General features: G+C 72.9%; 19 protein-coding genes. 10 read left to right on the top strand and 9 right to left on the bottom strand.

Annotated features, from left to right (window positions below; translation table 11 throughout):
* Positions 1-196: 196 nt before the first annotated feature.
* From ppdK to ABT048_RS26170, 5 genes are all read right to left on the bottom strand, one after another.
* Entirely contained in the window at positions 197-2,905 is a 2,709-nt protein-coding gene (ppdK, locus tag ABT048_RS26190; protein WP_350523939.1) for a pyruvate, phosphate dikinase, read from the bottom strand.
* A gap of 564 nt (positions 2,906-3,469) precedes the next feature.
* On the bottom strand, positions 3,470-4,639 hold the full coding sequence (gene dusB / locus ABT048_RS26185; protein WP_350523938.1) for a tRNA dihydrouridine synthase DusB: 1,170 nt from the start codon (positions 4,637-4,639) through the stop codon (positions 3,470-3,472).
* A gap of 103 nt (positions 4,640-4,742) precedes the next feature.
* Positions 4,743-5,519: a DUF4097 family beta strand repeat-containing protein gene (locus tag ABT048_RS26180; RefSeq protein WP_350523937.1), complete on the bottom strand. Its 777-nt coding sequence runs from the start codon at positions 5,517-5,519 to the stop codon at positions 4,743-4,745.
* A complete protein-coding gene (locus ABT048_RS26175) occupies positions 5,516-6,160 on the bottom strand; it encodes a response regulator (RefSeq protein ID WP_350523936.1) in 645 nt (214 codons plus the stop codon). The genes ABT048_RS26180 and ABT048_RS26175 overlap by 4 nt, the downstream gene beginning before the upstream one ends.
* Positions 6,148-7,362, bottom strand: coding sequence for a sensor histidine kinase (locus ABT048_RS26170; RefSeq protein ID WP_350523935.1), 1,215 nt, complete (start codon positions 7,360-7,362; stop codon positions 6,148-6,150). Before ABT048_RS26170 ends, ABT048_RS26175 begins: the two co-directional genes overlap by 13 nt.
* Positions 7,363-7,496: 134 nt before the next feature.
* Between ABT048_RS26170 and ABT048_RS26165 the strand changes: the two genes are divergently transcribed.
* Together ABT048_RS26165 and ABT048_RS26160 are read left to right on the top strand one after the other, a co-directional pair.
* Complete coding sequence (locus ABT048_RS26165) at positions 7,497-8,027, top strand: hypothetical protein (protein ID WP_350523934.1); 531 nt, start codon at positions 7,497-7,499, stop codon at positions 8,025-8,027.
* Positions 8,024-8,419 (top strand): hypothetical protein, encoded by a 396-nt coding sequence (locus ABT048_RS26160; RefSeq protein WP_350523933.1) that lies wholly within the window; start codon positions 8,024-8,026, stop codon positions 8,417-8,419. Before ABT048_RS26165 ends, ABT048_RS26160 begins: the two co-directional genes overlap by 4 nt.
* 53 nt (positions 8,420-8,472) lie before the next feature.
* Here the strand turns inward: ABT048_RS26160 and ABT048_RS26155 are convergent, their stop codons facing one another.
* Positions 8,473-9,399 carry a helix-turn-helix transcriptional regulator gene (locus tag ABT048_RS26155; RefSeq protein ID WP_350523932.1) on the bottom strand — a complete coding sequence of 309 codons (927 nt, stop codon included), beginning with the start codon at positions 9,397-9,399 and terminating at the stop codon, positions 8,473-8,475.
* Positions 9,400-9,501: 102 nt separating this feature from the next.
* Here ABT048_RS26155 and ABT048_RS26150 point away from each other — a divergent pair, with 102 nt between their 5' ends.
* Together ABT048_RS26150 and ABT048_RS26145 are read left to right on the top strand one after the other, a co-directional pair.
* Positions 9,502-10,992 carry an MFS transporter gene (locus ABT048_RS26150; RefSeq protein ID WP_502894081.1) on the top strand — a complete coding sequence of 497 codons (1,491 nt, stop codon included), beginning with the start codon at positions 9,502-9,504 and terminating at the stop codon, positions 10,990-10,992.
* A gap of 77 nt (positions 10,993-11,069) precedes the next feature.
* Entirely contained in the window at positions 11,070-11,387 is a 318-nt protein-coding gene (locus tag ABT048_RS26145) for a PIN domain-containing protein (protein WP_350523931.1), read from the top strand.
* 70 nt (positions 11,388-11,457) lie between these two features.
* Here ABT048_RS26145 and ABT048_RS26140 read toward each other — a convergent pair whose 3' ends face one another.
* On the bottom strand, positions 11,458-12,054 hold the full coding sequence (locus tag ABT048_RS26140; protein WP_350523930.1) for an alpha/beta hydrolase: 597 nt from the start codon (positions 12,052-12,054) through the stop codon (positions 11,458-11,460).
* Positions 12,055-12,202: 148 nt separating this feature from the next.
* On the opposite strand from ABT048_RS26140, the gene ABT048_RS26135 reads away from it, so the two are divergent.
* From ABT048_RS26135 to ABT048_RS26125, 3 genes are all read left to right on the top strand, one after another.
* Entirely contained in the window at positions 12,203-12,685 is a 483-nt protein-coding gene (locus ABT048_RS26135) for a MarR family winged helix-turn-helix transcriptional regulator (protein ID WP_350523929.1), read from the top strand.
* On the top strand, positions 12,682-13,182 hold the full coding sequence (locus ABT048_RS26130; RefSeq protein ID WP_350523928.1) for a MarR family transcriptional regulator: 501 nt from the start codon (positions 12,682-12,684) through the stop codon (positions 13,180-13,182). Before ABT048_RS26135 ends, ABT048_RS26130 begins: the two co-directional genes overlap by 4 nt.
* A 138-nt stretch (positions 13,183-13,320) precedes the next feature.
* Positions 13,321-13,554, top strand: coding sequence for a hypothetical protein (locus ABT048_RS26125; protein ID WP_350523927.1), 234 nt, complete (start codon positions 13,321-13,323; stop codon positions 13,552-13,554).
* Between the two features lie 39 nt (positions 13,555-13,593).
* Here ABT048_RS26125 and ABT048_RS26120 read toward each other — a convergent pair whose 3' ends face one another.
* Positions 13,594-14,721 (bottom strand): serine hydrolase domain-containing protein, encoded by a 1,128-nt coding sequence (locus ABT048_RS26120; RefSeq protein WP_350523989.1) that lies wholly within the window; start codon positions 14,719-14,721, stop codon positions 13,594-13,596.
* A 151-nt stretch (positions 14,722-14,872) separates the two neighbouring features.
* Positions 14,873-15,319 carry an Lrp/AsnC family transcriptional regulator gene (locus tag ABT048_RS26115; RefSeq protein WP_350523926.1) on the bottom strand — a complete coding sequence of 149 codons (447 nt, stop codon included), beginning with the start codon at positions 15,317-15,319 and terminating at the stop codon, positions 14,873-14,875.
* 93 nt (positions 15,320-15,412) lie between these two features.
* Between ABT048_RS26115 and ABT048_RS26110 the strand changes: the two genes are divergently transcribed.
* From ABT048_RS26110 to ABT048_RS26100, 3 genes are read left to right on the top strand one after another with little or no spacing between them, the layout of a single operon-like run.
* Positions 15,413-16,222 (top strand): LLM class flavin-dependent oxidoreductase, encoded by an 810-nt coding sequence (locus ABT048_RS26110; RefSeq protein ID WP_350523925.1) that lies wholly within the window; start codon positions 15,413-15,415, stop codon positions 16,220-16,222.
* Positions 16,219-16,653: a nucleoside deaminase gene (locus tag ABT048_RS26105; RefSeq protein ID WP_350523924.1), complete on the top strand. Its 435-nt coding sequence runs from the start codon at positions 16,219-16,221 to the stop codon at positions 16,651-16,653. Before ABT048_RS26110 ends, ABT048_RS26105 begins: the two co-directional genes overlap by 4 nt.
* A gap of 51 nt (positions 16,654-16,704) precedes the next feature.
* The gene (locus ABT048_RS26100) at positions 16,705-17,811 is read left to right on the top strand and encodes a threonine aldolase family protein (protein WP_350523923.1); all 1,107 of its coding nucleotides are present in this window, start codon (positions 16,705-16,707) and stop codon (positions 17,809-17,811) included.
* Positions 17,812-17,848 lie beyond the last annotated feature (37 nt).

The raw sequence follows: 17,848 nt of genomic DNA, 5'->3' as shown, positions 1-17,848 counted from the left end.
CCGCGGGAGCCGCGTCACGCACGTGGCCGAGGCCACACGGACGTACGGCCGGGCGGGAACGGACGCCGTTGTCCGTTCCCGCCCGGCCGTGTTACGTACGCCGGTTCTCCTGCGCCGAGCTCCGGTGTACGCCCTCCCGGTGGGAGGGGGAGCGGTCAGTCGTGCCCGCGCGTGAGGAGGGGATGCCTTCCCTCCCTCAGCGCGAGTCGCTGCCCGCCGACTCGATGGCGGCGCGGCCTGCCTCCAGGCGCGCCACCGGGATCCGGAAGGGGGAGCAGGAGACGTAGTCCAGCCCCACCTCGTGGAAGAAGTGGACCGAGTCCGGGTCGCCGCCGTGCTCGCCGCAGACGCCGAGCTTGAGGTCGGGGCGGGTGGCCCGGCCGGCCTCGACGGCGTGCTTGACCAGCGAGCCGACGCCGTCGCGGTCGATGGTCTCGAACGGGGAGACCCCGAAGATGCCCTTCTCCAGGTAGGCGGTGAAGAACGAGGCCTCCACGTCGTCCCGGGAGAAGCCCCAGACCGTCTGGGTCAGGTCGTTGGTGCCGAAGGAGAAGAACTCGGCGGCCTCGGCGATCTGTCCGGCGGTCACCGCGGCGCGCGGCAACTCGATCATGGTGCCGAGCTTGATGTCCAGCTGGACACCGGTGGACTGGGAGACCTCGGCGAGCACGCGCTCGCACTCGTCGCGGACCAGCTCCAGCTCCTGGACGGTGCCGACCAGCGGGATCATCACCTCGGGGCGCGGGTCCCCGCCGGCCAGCTTGCGCTCGGCGGCGGCCTCGGCGATGGCGCGGACCTGCATGCCGAACAGGCCGGGGATGACCAGGCCGAGGCGGACGCCGCGCAGGCCGAGCATCGGGTTCTGCTCGTGCAGCTTGTGCACCGCCTGGAGCAGGCGCAGGTCGTTCTCGTTCGGGTCCTTGCGGGCCTCGGCGAGGGCGACGCGCACCGACAGCTCGGTGATGTCGGGCAGGAACTCGTGCAGCGGCGGGTCGAGCAGGCGGACGGTGACCGGCAGGCCGTCCATCGCCTGGAAGAGCTCCAGGAAGTCGCCCTTCTGCATCGGCAGCAGGGTGGAGAGCGCGAGCTCGCGGTCCTTGTCGTTGTCCGCGAGGATCAGGTGCTCGACCTCCTTGCGGCGCTCCTCACCGAGGAACATGTGCTCGGTGCGGCACAGGCCGATGCCCTGGGCGCCGTAGCGACGGGCGCGCCCGCCGTCCTCGGCGTTGTCGGCGTTGGCGCGCACGGCGAGCCGGCGGCGGCCGTCGGCGTGCGACATCAGGCGGTGCACGGCCTGGACCAGCCCGCCCTGGACGTCGGCGCCGGCGTGCAGGGTGCCCTCGAAGTACTCGACCACGGGGGACGGCAGGACCGGTACCTCGCCGAGGTAGACCTTGCCGGAGGCGCCGTCGATGGAGACGACGTCGCCCTCGTGGATCACCAGGCCGTCGGCGGTGGTGAACTTGCGGGCCTTGGTGTCGACCTCCAGCTCCTCGGCGCCGCAGACACAGGTCTTGCCCATGCCGCGGGCGACGACGGCGGCGTGCGAGGTCTTGCCGCCGCGCGAGGTGAGGATGCCCTCGGCGGCGATCATGCCGTCCAGGTCGTCCGGGTTGGTCTCGCGGCGGACCAGGATGACCTTCTCGCCGGAGCGGGACCACTTGACGGCGGTGTAGGAGTCGAAGACGACCTTGCCGATCGCGGCGCCCGGCGAGGCGGCGAGGCCCCAGGCGATCTGCTTGGACTCACCGGTCGGGGCGAAGCGCGGGAACATCAGCTGGGCCAGCTGGCCGCCGGTGACCCGCATCAGGGCCTCGTCCAGGTCGATCAGGCCCTGGTCGACCAGCTGGACGGCGATCCGGAAGGCGGCGGCGGCGGTGCGCTTGCCGACGCGGGTCTGCAGCATCCAGAGCTTGCCGCGCTCGATGGTGAACTCGATGTCGCAGAGGTCGCGGTAGTGGTTTTCGAGCTTCTGCATGATCGCCATCAGCTCGTCGTACGACTTCTTGTCGAGCTTCTCCAGCTCGGCCAGCGGCAGGGTGTTGCGGATGCCGGCGACGACGTCCTCGCCCTGGGCGTTGGACAGGTAGTCGCCGTAGACGCCCTGGGTGCCGGTGGAGGGGTCGCGGGTGAAGGCGACGCCGGTGCCGGAGTCCTCGCCGAGGTTGCCGAAGACCATGGTGCAGACGTTGACCGCGGTGCCGAGGTCGTTCGGGATGCGCTCCTGGCGGCGGTACAGCCGGGCGCGGTCGCCGTTCCAGGAGTGGAACACCGCGTGGATGGCGAGGTCCATCTGCTCGCGCGGGTCCTGCGGGAAGGCCCGGCCGGTCTCGCGCTGGACGATGCCCTTGAACACCTCGACCAGTTCCCGGAGGTCGGAAGCGTCCAGGTCCAGGTCGTTGACGGTGCCCTTGGCGTGCTTGGCCGCGTCCAGGGCCTCCTCGAACAGCTCGCCGTCGACGCCCAGCACGGTCTTGCCGAACATCTGGACCAGGCGGCGGTAGGAGTCCCAGGCGAAGCGCTCGTTGCCGGACTGGGCGACGAGGCCGGTCACCGAGGCGTCGGAGAGGCCGATGTTCAGGACGGTGTCCATCATGCCGGGCATGGAGAACTTCGCGCCCGAGCGCACCGAGACCAGGAGGGGGTTGTCGGCCTGGCCGAGCTTCTTGCCCATCTCGGCTTCGAGGGCGTCCAGGTGGGCGCTGATCTCCTCGTGCAGGGAGGTGGGCTCGCTGCCGGTCTCCAGGAAGACCTTGCAGGCCTCGGTGGTGATGGTGAATCCCGGGGGGACGGGGAGGCCCAGGTTGGTCATCTCGGCCAGGTTCGCGCCCTTGCCGCCAAGAAGATCCTTGAGGTCCTTGTTTCCTTCGGTGAAGGAGTAAACAAACTTCTGCTGGGACGGCACGGGTCGGTCTCCTCGTACGCGGTTGCCCTGACGCCGGAGAACATACCCATTTCGAAGGCACTTCTCTGCCCTGAATAGGCCACCCGAGGCCGGTACCGAGGGGTAACCCGCTAGATCGAATGCACATAAAGGCGTTCACCTCTGTTGGTGAAATCGTCCGCCTGACGCTAGCCAGCGTTCAACTCTTGAACTCAACGAAACCCGAAGATCGCACGATCCGGACGCTGGGTAGCGACCGTGGGTCCGTCGCGTTGCCCCGGCTTGATTTCCTGCACCCGGATCGCCCGATCTCCGGTCGACCGGCTTCGGGAAGCGATTCACGGCCGACCTGTCCATTTCGTCCACTGACCCGGCATCAGTCCCTGCGGCGTGTGGCAAGCGTCACCAGCGTGTCTCACCGGTCGAACGTAGAACGCCTCCGTCGATCGTCGCACAGCGTCCAGAAACGTGCCCGTTCCGTGACATCGGGACGCCGAAAAGGAGCCCTCCTGTCCAGAATGGACAAGAGGGCTGGGACCTAGTGGCAATCAGGCCGGAGGGGCCGAATTCGCCAGTCCGTACAGATCATCCGCCGGACGTGTCCGATTCGGCGTCCGCACCCGGCCGGGCGCAGTCGTACGGATCGTCCAACCACCCCTCCGGCAGGACCACCCGGTTGTTGCCGCTGGTGCGCCCGCGCGGGCCGTCCGCACCGGTCGGCCAGCCCTGGGACTGCTCCACCTCGGACAGCGTTTCGGCCAGTTCGGCCAACGAGGACGAGTTGGCCAGCCGCACCCGCAGCTCGGAGCCGACCGAGAAGCCCTTGGTGTACCAGGCGACGTGCTTGCGGAAGTCGATCACGCCGCGCGCCTCGTCCCCGATCCACTCGCCGAGCAGCTGCGCGTGGCGCACCATCGCCCGCGCCACGTAGCCGAAGTCGGGACGGGCGTAGTCGACGTCGCCCTCGAAGATCGACACCAGGTCCTTGAACAGCCACGGACGGCCCAGGCAGCCGCGGCCCACCACGACGCCGTCGCAGCCGGTCTCGCGCATCATCCGCAGCGCGTCGTCCGCCGACCAGATGTCGCCGTTTCCCAGCACCGGAATGTGCGCCGGGACCGACTCGCGCAGCCTGGCGATCGCCGACCAGTCGGCCGTCCCGCCGTAGTGCTGGGCGGCGGTGCGCCCGTGCAGGGCGATCGCGGACACGCCCTCCTCGGCGCCGATCCGGCCGGCGTCCAGATAGGTGAGGTGGTCGTCGTCGATGCCCTTGCGCATCTTCATGGTCACCGGCAGGTCGCCCGCGTTGGCCACGGCCTCGCGCAGGATCTCGCGCAGCAGGTTGCGCTTGTACGGCAGCGCGGATCCGCCGCCCTTGCGGGTCACCTTGGGCACGGGGCAGCCGAAGTTGAGGTCGATGTGGTCGGCCAGGCCCTCGTCCGCGATCATCCGGGCGGCCTTGCCGACCGTCACCGGGTCCACCCCGTACAGCTGGATCGAGCGCGGCTTCTCGCTCGCGTCGAACTTGATCAGCTGCATGGTCTTGGCGTTGCGCTCGACCAGCGCCCGGGTGGTGATCATCTCCGAGACGTACAGGCCCTTGCCGCCGCTCTGCTCGCGGCACAGGGTGCGGAACGGCGCGTTGGTGATGCCGGCCATCGGCGCCAGCACGACGGGCGGCCACACCCGGATCGGGCCGATGTCGAGCGGCGCGAACTCGGCGTCGGGCGCGGTGGGTGCGGGCGTGGCTGTCATGCGCGGCTGACCTCGGGTAGGGGGACGGGACTCTTCATTGTCCCCCACCCGGGTGAGCGGCCCCGCGCCGCGACCGCGACGGCCGGCCCGCCGCGGCGTCCCGCTACGACGGGTTGATGCTGATCGACCCGGAGGTGACCGTCGCATGGATGCGGTTCGGGCTGTCGGAGTCCGCCAGCTCCGGGGCGATCCGGCCGTTGCCGGAGCCGACGTCGCTGGAGAAGGCGTAGCGGCTGCCCCTCGGCAGGGTCATCGTCAGCGAGCCCGAGGTGGCCGTGGTCGTCACCTGCTCCGGGGCCCGGTCGAACTTCAGCTCCGTCGAGCCCGAGGTGGTCCGGACGTCCACCCGCCGCGCCTGCAGGTTCCTGCCCTGGATCAGCCCGGAGGTGGCGCGTGCGGTCACGTCCCCGGAGGTGTCGACCAGCAGCAGCTCGCCGGAGGTGAGGCTCACGTCCACGTTCCCGCTCAGGCCCTCCACCTGGACCGAGCCGGAGCTCACCGACCCGGACACCTCGGTCGAGGCCGGCACGTCCACCTCGATCTCGGCGCTGCAGCCGAGGTCCGCGACCGGCAGCACCTGCCGGCAGCGCACCCCGACGGTGACGAGGTCGTCCGTGAAGACGGTCGACACCACCGGCTTGCGCAGCATCCACTCCAGCCGCTGGTGCACCACCACGTGGTCCACCCGGCCCGCCCGCACCTTCACCGAGGCGTTGCCGGTCTCCAGCTTCAGGCGGTGCACCGGCCGGTCGTACGACCGTGAGCCGGTCGACCGCTGCTGCGCCACCACCGACCAGGTCTGCAGGCCGGCACCGATCACGACCAGGACCGTCGCGAGCGTCCCGGTGACCCGCCAGGCCTTCGCCGTGCCCGCCGTCACCCGACCTCCAGGAATCGCAGCACGGCCATCACCCGGCGGTGGCTGTCCTCCGCCGGCGGCAGGTCGAGCTTGGTGAGGATCGAGTTGATGTGCTTGGCCACCGCACTGTCGCTGACCACCAGCGAGGCGGCGATCGCGGCGTTGGAACGGCCCTCCGCCATCAGGGCGAGCACGTCCCGCTCCCGCGGGGTGAGCTTCTCCAGCGGGTCCCGGTGGCGGCGCACCAGCAGCTGGGCGACCACCTCCGGGTCCAGCGCGGTGCCGCCCTCGGCGACCCGCTGCAGCGCCTCCACGAAGTCGTCCACGTTGGCCACCCGCTGCTTGAGCAGGTAGCCGACGCCACTGGTGTTGGTCGACAGCAGATCGGCGGCGTAGCGCTCCTCCACGAACTGGGAGAGCAGCAGGACCGCGGTGTCCGGCCACTGCCGGCGGATCACCATCGCCGCCTTCACGCCCTCGTCGTGGAAGCCCGGGGGCATCCGGACGTCGGCGACCACCACCTTCGGGCGGTGCTCCTCCACGGCGGCCAGCAGTTCGGTGGCGTCCCCGACGGCGGCCGCCACCTCGAAGCCCACCGCCTCCAGGACCTTGACCAGGCCGACCCTCAGCAGGACCGAGTCCTCGGCGATCACAGCGCGCACGGCAACTCCACGGTGATGGTGGTGGGGCCCCCGAGGGGGCTGAGAACGGACAGCGTCCCGTCGACCGAGGCGGCGCGCTTGCGCAGACCGGTGAGCCCGGTGCCGCGCGCGGCGTCCGCGCCGCCCACGCCGTCGTCGCTGATGACCAGGCGCAGCCGGCCCCCGGCCGCCCGCACCGAGAGGTCGACCCGGCCGGCCCGGGCGTGCTTGGCCACGTTGGTCAGCGCCTCGGACACGGTGAAGTACGCGACCGCCTCGACGGTCGGCGCGATCGGCTCGGACAGGTCGACGTCCAGGCGCACCGGCAGCGGGGCGCGGGCCGCGATGCCGGACAGCGCCGCGTCCAGACCGCGGTCCTCCAGGACCGCCGGGTGCAGGCCGCGGACCAGGTCGCGCAGCTCGTCGATGGCCGCCTGCGCCTCCTCGTGCGCGTCGACGATCACCTGCATGACCTCGGGCGGGACGTCCTTGAGGGTGCGCCGGGCCAGGCCCAGGTTCATCGCCAGGGAGGTGAGGCGCTGCTGGGCGCCGTCGTGCAGGTCCCGCTCGATCCGGCGGCGCTCGGCGTCCACCGCGTCGACCAGCCCGGCCCGGCTCTCGGCGATCTCCTCGACCCGCCGCTCCAACGCCTCCGCCCGGTCGGGACCGAGCAGCCACTTCGCCGCCCACGCCTCCAGCCGGGCGATCGACGCCATCGGCCAGTGCGCCCCGAGCAGCAGCACCACCCCGATCAGGGTGAGCCAGACGTCCTGGCCCGCCAGGTCGGAGCGCAGCGCGGTGCCGGGAGGCATCAGCCAGATCCAGCCGTACAGGGTGGCCAGCACCAGGCCGGCGCCCCAGGCGTACAGCACCGCCAGCGCGGCCGCCGCCAGCAGCGGACCGACCAGCAGGTGGTGGAGGGTCTGACGCCAGGTCATCCCCAGCAGCAGCATCCGGCGCCCGGAGAGAGGCCGCGGCCGCGGGATCTCCACCCCGTACAGCGCGCGCAGCCGGCCGCGCTGGAGGGCGGTCAGCGGACGGGTGAGGAGCAGGAGGACGGCGAGCAGCGGGAAGAGCAGCTTGGAATCGGTGACGGCCAACCAGATCGGCAGGGCCTGCGGTATTCCGGCGGCCGTGAAGCGGACGTCCCGTCGGACCTCGGGCGACCACGGTGCGCGCCGGAGGCTCCTGACGAGCGCTCGGCGCAACGTGGTGGAGGGCATGCCGGACAGCGTAGGGCCCGATGATCACCGGTCGCCATGAAGGGGGGTACCCGACAGGGGTGTAGCTGGCTACACCCCCGATTCGGGGTGGAGCACCACCGACAGGAAGACGCCCCGACGGAACACTTGAGGACATGACGAGCACCGCATCGCACTCCGCCACTCCGCCGCACGGGCGGCGCCTCCCCGGGCTCCACGGCGTTCCCGGGGGCGTGCTCCTCCCGGCGTCGGAGCCGGAGGGGACGCTGTCGGCATGGAGCGGGCCCTGGTCGGTCCGCAGCACCGGGCCCGGCCGCGGCCGGGCCGCCCTGGAGTTCTACCAGCACGGCGAGTTGGCCGACGTCCTGGTCGCCGCCCGGCTCACCCCGCAGCTGCTGCGCGGGGCGCGGCGCAGCCCGTCCGGCGGGCGGGCCTGGCACGTGATCGCCTGGGGCCGGCTGGCCGCCGACGGCACGGCGCCCTCGGTGGTCTTCGCCGGGCGGCGGGCGTTCCGGTCGGTCAGCTCCGCCGTCGCGGCCCAGGTGGTCACGGTCGCCGGGCGGTTCTGGCTCGCCTGGGCCGAGGGGCCGTTCGACGCCGTGCTGGTCGAGCACCCGACGGGCGGGCCGGCCGAGCGGCTGCCGCTGGAGCGGGTCCCGGCGCGCCGGATCGGGGGTGCGGCATGAGCACTGCCGTCCTCTCCGGCCGGGCCGCCTGCTCGCTCCCCGCCTTCGTCCTGCCCGAGCGCTTCGCCCGGGTACCCGCCATGGCAGCGGTCGCGCTGCTGCCCTGGCTGGCGATCCTCGCCGTCTGCCACGAGACCCCGTGGGTCGTGCTCGACCTGGTGGAGTTCTCCGCCCTGCTCACGCTGGACGCGCTGCTGCGCCGGCACAACCCCGCCGCGCTGTGGGCGGCCGCCACGGTGGCGCTGCTGCTCGCCGCGGACGCGATGGCCGACATCGCCTGCGCCGGGCCGGGGCACGCGGTGCTCGCGGCGCTGGCCATGGCGGGCGGCATCGAACTGCCGCTCGCGGTGGTGTGCCTGCTGCTCGGGCGCCAGGCGGCCGCCCGCGGCTGAGGCCGACGGGCCTGCGGGCCGGCGGGCCGGCGGGCCGGCGGGCGTCCGGGTCGTCAGAGCGCGGTGGGCAGTCGGTCCATCAGCGCGCGGGTCCCGTCGTCCAGCGGGGTGTAGGTGATCATCCGGCTGCCGTGCCGGGGACCGAGCCAGAAGTTGGTGTACTCGCAGCTCAGCAGACCGACGCCGGGCACCTGGAAGCGCTTGACGCCGTTGCTCGGCCGCATCACGTCGTGCCGCTGCCAGAGCTCCGCGAAGTCGGGCGAGGCCTTGAGCACCCGCGCCAGCAGCGCCTTCCACGCCGGCTCCGAACTGTGGTCGGCCATCGCCGAACGGAACCGGGCCACCATACCGAGGCGTTCGGTGCGGTAGTCGACCAGCACGTCGCGGAACCGCGAGGGCGTGAACGCCATCCACAGCAGGTTCCGGTCCTCGGGCGGCAGGGCGGAGAGGTCGCCGACGATCCCGGTGTACTGCGCGTTGTACGCCAGCACGTCATAACGGGAGTTGACCACCAGGGCCGGGTACGGCGCCATCCGCTCCAGCACCAGCCGCACGCTCGGCGTCACCGAGGGGCACTCCTGCACCGGCGCCGGGTCGTCCGCACCGGCCAGGGTGAACAGGTGCGCGCGCTCGCTCGGGTCCAGCAGCAGCGCCCGGGCCACCGCGTCCAGCACCTGGGTGGACACCTGGATGTCCCGCCCCTGCTCCAGCCACGTGTACCAGGTCACCCCGACCGCGGCGAGCTGCGCGACCTCCTCGCGCCGCAGCCCCGGCGTACGGCGGCGCCCGGTCATCGGCAGGCCCACCTGCTCGGGCGCGATCCGCTCGCGGCGGCTGCGCAGGAAGGCGGCCAGTTCGTGCCGGCGCGCGTCGCCGGGCGCGGCCGAGGCAGCGGGCACGGCGGGCGCGGCGGAACCGACCGGGGTGGCAAGGGCGTTCGCGGCGGCCGGGGCTTGCGCGGTGCGGGTCGTCAGGCTCATGCTCCCCAGCATGCGCCACCCGTCAGCCTGTTGCCAGGTACTTCTCATACCCGGATAACCACACTCTGGTACCAGGGTATCGAGCGGCGGATCGTATGACCCGTGACCCAACAACTCGCCGTCGCCCCCGCCCCGCACCGCACCGCCACCACCCCCGGCACCGCGACCCCCGGCACCGCCGCTCCCGCCCCCGGTACTCCCACCCTCGGTACGCCCACCCTCGGCACCGCCGGACTGGTCACCGTCCTGCTCGGGGCCTTCCTGCCGATGCTCGACTTCTTCATCGTCAACGTCGCCCTGCCCACCATCGACAAGGACCTGAACGCCGGGCCCGCCGTCCTCGAACTCGTCGCCGCCGGCTACGGCATCGCATTCGCCGTCCTGCTCGTCCTCGGCGGGCGACTCGGCGACATCTTCGGCCGCCGCCGACTCTTCGTCGCCGGCGCCGCCGCCTTCGCCCTCACCTCCCTGGCCTGCGGCCTCGCCCCCGACGCGTGGTCCCTGGTCGCCGCCCGGGCCGCCCAGGGCGCCTCGGCCGCACTGCTGATCCCCCAGGTGCTCGGCACCATCACCGCCGCCACCGACGGCGCCCGGCGCGGCCGCGCCCTCAGCGTGTACGGCGCGGTCGGCGGGATCTCGGTGGTCATCGGGCAGGTGCTCGGCGGAATGCTGGTCGCCGCCGACCTCTTCGGCACCGGCTGGCGCTCGGTGTTCCTGCTCAACGTGCCGTTCGCACTGCTCGCCGTGGTCCTCGCGGTCCGCTACGTCCCGGAGAGCAAGGCCACCCGGGCCGCCCGGGTCGACGTGCCCGGCACCGTCCTGCTCACCGCCACCCTGCTCTCCCTGCTCGTCCCGCTGATGGAGGGCCGGGCCGCCGGCTGGCCGCTCTGGTCCCTGGTGCTGCTCGGGCTGTTCCCCGTCCTGGCCGTCGCCTTCGCCCTGGTCGAGCGCCGCGCCGAGCAGCGCGGCGACACCCCGCTGGTGCCGCCGACCCTGCTGCGCATCCCGGAGATGCGGCGCGGCCTCGGCATCGCGCTCCCCTACTTCGCGGGCTTCGGCGGCTTCATGTTCGTCATCGCGGTCGCCCTCCAGCAGGGCCTGAAGCTCGGCCCGGTCGCAGCGGGCTGGGCGCTCGTCCCGATGGCCGTCGGCTACTTCAGCGCCTCGCTCGCCGGCCCGCGCCTGATCGGCCGCTGGGGCAGCCGGGTGCTCAGCGCCGGCGCCGTCATCCAGGCCCTCGGCCTCGCCACCCTCGCCGTGACCGTCCTCGCCGACTGGGCGCACTTCTCCCCGCTGCGGATGGCACCCGGCGTCGCCCTCGCCGGCATCGGTCAGGGCCTGATCGGCACCCCGCTGTTCCGGGTCGTCCTCTCGAAGGTGCCCGCCGCCCGGGCCGGCGTCGGCAGCGGCGTCCTCGCCACCAGCCAGCAGTCCAGCCTCGCCCTCGGCGTCGCCACCCTCGGCACCCTGTACCTGTCGCTCTCCCCCAGCCTCGGCATGGGCCGCACGCTCGCCCTGTGCCTGGGCATCCAGCTCCTCGGCTCCTTCACCATCCTCTACCTGACCACCCGGCTCCCCCGCTCCATCGGCTGACCCGCCGGGCCTCCGGGCCCCGGGCGGCGGCGGACGGCCCCGCGATCGCACATCGATCGCGGGGCCGTCGGCGTTCCATGCCACCAGCGCACTGGCCCAGGTGGAGGTGCCGCGCGCTGATCCGGATCGGCGCACCTCCTGAGCTGCTGGACGCTTCGGCGGATCTGCTCGACCGGCTGCTCCGCATCCGGCTCCCCGATCCCGTCCTTCGGGCCGCGTCCCGGTTCGCCGCCCCGCACCTCCGCACGCTCGACGCCGTTCACCTCGCCACCGCCGAGCACCTGGAGCACGCGCTCACCGCCTTCGTCACGTACGACAAGCGCTTGGCCGAGGCCGCCGAAGGGAGGGACCTGCCGGTGATCGCCCCCGGTCGGACCGTCGGCGGGTCCCGGTAGTCGGCCCGGCGGGCCCCGGGGGGGGTAGACCGGTGCCCGACGACACCCCGAACGGGCAACGACGTCGGGGCTACCCGCCCGCTCCCAGGGCGGCGACGAAGCGGTCCAGGCGGGCGGTGACGTGCCGCAGGATGTCGATCGAGCCCACGGCGTCGTCCGGCAGTTCGAGGCCGTGGCCCGCGCCGGGCACCTCCAGGACCTCGTGTCCGCTCGATTCGGCGATCCGGCGGTCCCACACCCGGTCGGCGCCGCCGCCGACCAGGAGGGTCGGGGCCTCGGTGCGGTGGAGGGCCCGGGCGACCGGTTCGAAGGTCAGGACGGGGGTCAGCCAGGCCGCCGCCAGGCCGCGGTCGGCCGCGAGGCCGCAGGCGAAGGAGGCCAGGGACTTGCCGACGAGCAGGCGGCAGGCGCCGCCCTCGGCGTCGACGGCCCGGGCGACCTCCCGCTCCACCCAGGCGATCCGCTCCTGCGGCCCGAAGTCGCCGAAGTCGTCCGGGACTTCCCACCACACTTCCTGGACCGTCCAGCCCTGCTGCTGGAGCACCGAACCGGCGAAGTGGAGCAGCGGCCTGGCCGGCGTGTACCCGACGCCCGGGAGGACGAGGGCGACGCGGTCGGGGGCGCCCTGGAAGCGGGTGGGGATGGCGAGCGGGGAGGGAGTCGGCATGGGCAAAGGCTACGTGCCGACTCGATGATGCGGTGTCAATCACGAACCGATGCCGAGGACTTCGCCCGCCTCCGATCGGGCGGGCAGGCTCCACCGGGCGCACCCAAAATAGTAGCCATGGACATAGTAGCCATGTACTGTATCTGCCGTGAGTTCACCAACCGAGGGCGCGACAGCGGGTTTCCTGGTCTGGCGCCTGTCGACGAAGTGGCGGGTGGCCGTCGACCGGGCGGTCGCACCGCTGGGCCTGACCCACGCCCAGTACGCGGTGATGGCGTCGCTGTACGGCATGTCGCGCTCCGGGCTGCGACCCAGCCAACGCCGGCTCGCCGACCACACGGGACTGGAGGCGCTGTACGTCTCCAAGCTCGCCCGCGCCCTGGAGGCCAACGGGCTCGTCGCCCGCACCCGGGACCCGGACGACCCGCGCGCCGTACAGCTGTCGCTCACCGAACAGGGACGCGAGGTCACCCGGCGCGCGATCACGGTGGTCCAGGGCCTCCTGGACCGGCTGCTGGAGCCGCTCGGCGGCCAGGACAGCCCGCGCGCCCGGCAGTTCACCAGCGAACTGGCCGCCCTGCTCGACGCACCTCTTGATCCGCCCACCGAGAACGACGAGGAGCAACCATGACCACCGCCACCACCGCACAGGCCGCCCCCACCGCAGTCGACGGCCGGGTCATCGCCCTGGCGCACTACGCCGCACGCGCCCTCCTGGAGGGCGTGCTGGACCGGTACCGCGTCACCTTCCACCACAGCGTGACGCTCCGGGTCGTCGCCGTCGCGGGCGGCTCCATCGCCCGGGACGCGCTGGTCCGCGACGTCACCGGCTCACTGAAGGCCGAGGAGTCGGTCGTGCACGGCGTGGTCGAGGAGCTGACGGCGGCACACCTGCTGGAGGCGGAGGAGGCGGAAGAGGCGGAGGACGAGGCGGCAGCGGGAACGTCCCGGCTCCGGCTCACCGACGCCGGCCGCGCGCTGTACGAGCGCACCACCGCCGAGACCGCCGGGATCACCGCCCGTCTCTACGCCGACATCCCGGCCGAGGACCTCGCCGTCGCGGGCCGCGTGCTGGCCCTGGTCACGCAGCGCGCGAATGCGGAACTGGCCGCGGCCCGGGAGGCCTGAGCCCCTCCCCTCCCCTCCCCACCCCGCCCCGCCCCCGGCCGGGCCGGGCTGGGCCGGCCGCCGGCTCCCCCGCACCGATGATCCGACGACGTTCCCGAACACGTTGGAATCCTTCGTATGCAGGGGGAGGATGGCCTCATGATCTTCGTCCTGGTGTTCCTGCTCGCGCTCGTCGCCGCCGTCGTCGGCATCACCCTGCACCTGGTGCTCCGGGAGCGGGCGAGGCGGCTCCACTCGGACAGCGCGGAGGGGATGCTGATCGAACAGCAGCGGACGGTCCAGGCCGCGCGGATGCGGATGGCGTACACGAGTGCGTCCCTCCACCACGGCACCGGCCTGGTGACCGACGAGGTCTACCGCCACCACTCCTGAGGCGCCACCGGGGCCGCGCCCGGGGCCGGACCGGCCGGCTCAGCGGCACAGGGCCGTGTCCACGACGCCCTCCAGCCGCCGGGTCACCTCGTAGTCGGCCGGAACTGTCGTCACCGCGATGGTGACGGCGCGGCCGTCCTCGGTGACGCCGCCCCGGGTCTCGTACCCGGGGATGTCGCCGCCGTGGCCCCAGTAGACCCCGCCGCAGGACAGCGGCCGGCGGAAGATCCCCAGGCCGGAGGCCGTGCCGGTGGTCCCGACCGGGACGGTGGTGCGCATCTGGGCGAGCTGGGCCGGCGGGAGGAGGTGTCCGGCGAGCAGCTCGGAGAAGAACCGGTTGAGGTCGGACTCGGTGGAGATCATCTGCCCGGCCGCCCAGCCCGCCGAGGGGTCCAGCTCCGTGAAGTCCTGCAGCGGGCCGGCGGTGTCCTTGCGGTAGCCCTTGGGGTGGGGCTCCCGGATCGTCCGGTCGCCCACGGCGGGGAAGTAGGTGTGCCGCAGTCCGAGCGGCCGGACGACGCGCCGGTCGATCTCCTCGGCGAGCGGCCGACCGGTGACCCGCTGGACGATCAGGCCGGCCAGCACGTAACCGGTGCTGCTGTAGCCGAACCTCTCCCCGGGGGCGAACTGCTGCTTCTGCCGGAGGGCGATGTCCAGGAGATCGCGCGGCTCGAAGTACCGGTCCCGGAGGGAGGCTTCGTCGATCAGCCCCTCGTAGTCCGGCAACCCGCTGGTGTGCTGCAGGAGTTGGCGTACGGTGATGCGCCGCCCGTCGATGCCGTCACCGCGGACCAGACCGGGGAGGTAGGTGTCGACCAGGGCGTCGAGGTCGACCTTCCCCTCCCCTACCAGCTGCAGCACCACCACGGCGGTGAAGGTCTTGGTGTTGCTGCCGATCCGCACCTGCCCGTCGACCGGCACCCGCGCCCCGGTGGCCAGGTCCGCCACCCCTGCCGTGTAGTGGCGGACACCGCCGTCCCGGCCCCGCACGGTCGCGAGGGCGGCGGGCACGCCGTCCGTGCGCACCAGCGCGTCCAGCCCCTGCTGCACGAGGTTCGGTCGCACGAGGTCCGGCCGCGCGGGGTCCGGCCGGCCGGTGCCGGAGGCGGCGGGTGCCGCCAGGACACCGAGGGCGACCGCGGTCGCGGCCGAGAGGGACAGTGCCATGTGGCGGATCCGCTGGCGCACGGCTCAACTCCTGTGGAATCGCGGGATCGTGGAATCGCGGCCGGGAGGGGGCGAGCACCTCCCCGGCCACGACCGCCAGTCTGGCCGCACGGTTCGCGGACGACCTCCCCCGATCGAGGGACGGCAGGCCTCAGGGCCGGGCGGGACCGCGCAGCGGCAGCGTCCGGCTGTAGACGACGCTCGTGGTCGTACTGCCGAAGCCGGCCAACTCGTCGACCAGGGTCTCCAGGTGCTCCATGGAGGTGGCCGCGACCTTCAGGGTGTAGCAGTCGTCGCCGGTGGTGCGCAGGCACTCCAGGATCTCGCGCCGCTCCGCGAGCAGGCGGCGCAGCGGCTCGTGCCGGTTGCCCGGGTACTTCAGCCGGACGACGGCGAGGACGGGGTAGCCGACCTTCGCGAGGTCCACCGTCGCGTGGTAGCCGCTGATGACGCCCTGCGACTCCAGGTTCCGGACCCGTTCGGTGGTGGCGGACGCGCTGAGGCTCACCCGACGCCCCAGCTCGCTGAGGGAGATGCGGGCCTCGCGCTGCAGCTGCTCGATGATCGCCCAGTCGGTGTCGTCCAGATTCACGGCCATACGGCGAATCTACCGGGAGAACCACGGGAAACCACCCCGTATCGCGGGAGGATCGGGTTCCGGACGCCATGATCACGGGGATAGCCTCGAAGCATGCAACTTGGCGTCAACGTACCGAACTTCGGCCCGGGGACCGATCCCGGCGTGCTGCGCACATGGGCCCGGACCGTGGAGGCGCTCGGCTTCGACCTCCTCATGGTGTCGGACCACGTGGCGGTGACCCCGGACGTGGCCGAGCGGTACCCGGAGCCGTTCCACGAGCCGTTCACCACGCTGTCCTGGCTCGCCGGGATCACCACCGGCCTGCGGCTGGGCACAACCGTGCTCGTCCTGCCCTACCGCAACCCCCTGCTGGTGGCCCGGATGGCCGGCACCCTCGACCGGCTCAGCGGCGGCCGGTTCGTCCTCGGCGTGGGGGTCGGCTGGGCCCGGCAGGAGTTCGACGCGCTCGGCGTGCCGTTCGGCGCGCGCGGCCGGCTGACCGACGAGTACCTGGGCACGCTACGGGAGTCCTGGAAGGAGCAGGGCCTGTCCGTGCCGGTCTGGGTCGGCGGCCACAGCGGGGCGGCGCTGCGCCGCGCGGTCCGGTTCGGCGACGCCTGGCACCCGCTGCGGCTGCCGCTCGCCCGGATGCGGTCGGTGCTGGCCGAGCGCCCGATGCCCGGCTTCGCGCCCCGCATCGCCCTGCGGTTGACCGACGCCCCCGTCGACGACCCCGAGCGGCCGGCCGGCGTCGGCACCGTGGAGCAAGTCCTCGACGACCTGCGGCAGTTGCGTGACCTCGGCGCGCAGAGCGTGGTGTTCGACCCCTATCACGGCGATCCGGAGGAGACGCGCCGGCCGCAGTCGGCGTGGCAGGCTCTCAGCACCGTCGCCACCCACTGGAAGGCAGCCCGTTCGTGATCACCGAAGCCGACGAGACCCTCCTGCGTCGCGCCGTCGCCGTCGCCGCCCGGGCGATCGACCTGGGCGACGCCCCGTACGGCTCCCTGCTGGCCGGACCGGACGGCGGGATCCTCGCCGAGGCCCACAACACCGTACGGCGCGACGACGACATCACGGCGCACCCGGAGCTTAAGCTCGCCCGCTGGGCGGCCCGCGAACTCGCCCCGGACACGGCCGCGCGCACCACGATGTACACCAGCTGCCAGCCGTGCGGGATGTGCCGCGGCGCCATCGTCCGGTCGGGCATCGGCCGGGTCGTGTACGCGCTGTCGACCGACCAACTCGTCGCGCTCAACCCGCAGTCGGGCGCCTGGCCGACGGTGCCCGAGGACGGCCCGGCGCTGTACGAGGAGGCCCGCGCCCCGATCGAGGCGTACTACCGGCCGTAGCGCCGGGAAATGCGGTTGGTCCGACCGCGTCACCGGTCCGACAATCACCGGATGACCGATGACCAGAGCGAGTTCCACCGGCGGCGCGCGGCCCGCACGTCCTGCAAGCGGTTCCTCTCCGGCGACCGCCTCCCCACCATCCGCGAGCGCCTCACCCGACTCGCCGCCCTGGACGGCCTGGACGTCTGCCCCGACTTCTACGGCACCGACGGCCCGGTGCGGCAGCTGGAGGAACGGACGGCGGCCCTGCTCGGCAAAGAGGACGCGGTCTTCTTCCCCACCGGCACCATGGCGCAGCAGGTCGCCCTGCGCCACCACGCGGAGCGCACCGGGAACCCGGCCGTCGCCCTCCACCCGCTCAGCCACATCGAGCGCCATGAGCGGCACGCCCACACCCAGCTCACCGGCCTGCGCGGCCTCTGGCCGACCACCGAGCAGCGCCAGCCCACCCCGGCCGAACTCAGGGCGCTCGGCGAGCCGTTCGGCACCCTGACCGTCGAACTCCCGCTGCGCGACCCGGGCTACCTCCTCTCCACCTGGGAGGAGCTCACCGCGCTCGTCGCCGCGGCCCGCGAGCTCGGCGCCCGGGTGCACTTCGACGGCGCGCGCCTGTGGAACACCACGGTCCACTTCGGCCGGCCGCTCGACGAGATCGCCGCCCTCGCCGACAGCGTCTACGTCTCCTACTACAAGGACCTCGGCGGCATGAGCGGGGCCGCCCTCGCCGGGGACGCCGCCCTCACCGCCTACGCCCGCACCTGGCTGCACCGCTACGGCGGCCGGCTCTTCCAGCAGTGGCCGGCCGCCCTCGCCGCACTCGACGGCCTGGACACCGTCCTGCCCCACCTCGCCGACCACACCCGCCACGCCGCGACCCTCGCCCCGGCCCTGGCCGCACTCCCGGGTGCCCGCCTCCACCCGGCGGTCCCGCCGACCCACGAGTTCCAGCTCTGGCTCCCCCACCCGGCGAAGGCCCTCAACGCCGCCCACCTGACGCTTGCCGAGCAGGAGGGCACCTGGTTCGTCTCCCACTGGGAGGACGCCGCCCCCGGCCTCGCCATGGCTGAGGTCAGCCTCACCGGGCCGGCCCGTGCCTGGACGGCGGCCGAGGTCACCGAAGTCGGCCTGCGCTTCCTGGAACTCGCGGCGAACGGCTGACGGCTGACGGCTGACGGCCGACGGCCGACGGCCGAAA

Origin of the sequence: Kitasatospora sp. NPDC096140 (genome assembly GCF_040303045.1) — a bacterium.
In the GTDB taxonomy this organism is placed as follows: domain Bacteria; phylum Actinomycetota; class Actinomycetes; order Streptomycetales; family Streptomycetaceae; genus Kitasatospora.
This window is presented reverse-complemented; position numbering and strand designations above follow the sequence as displayed.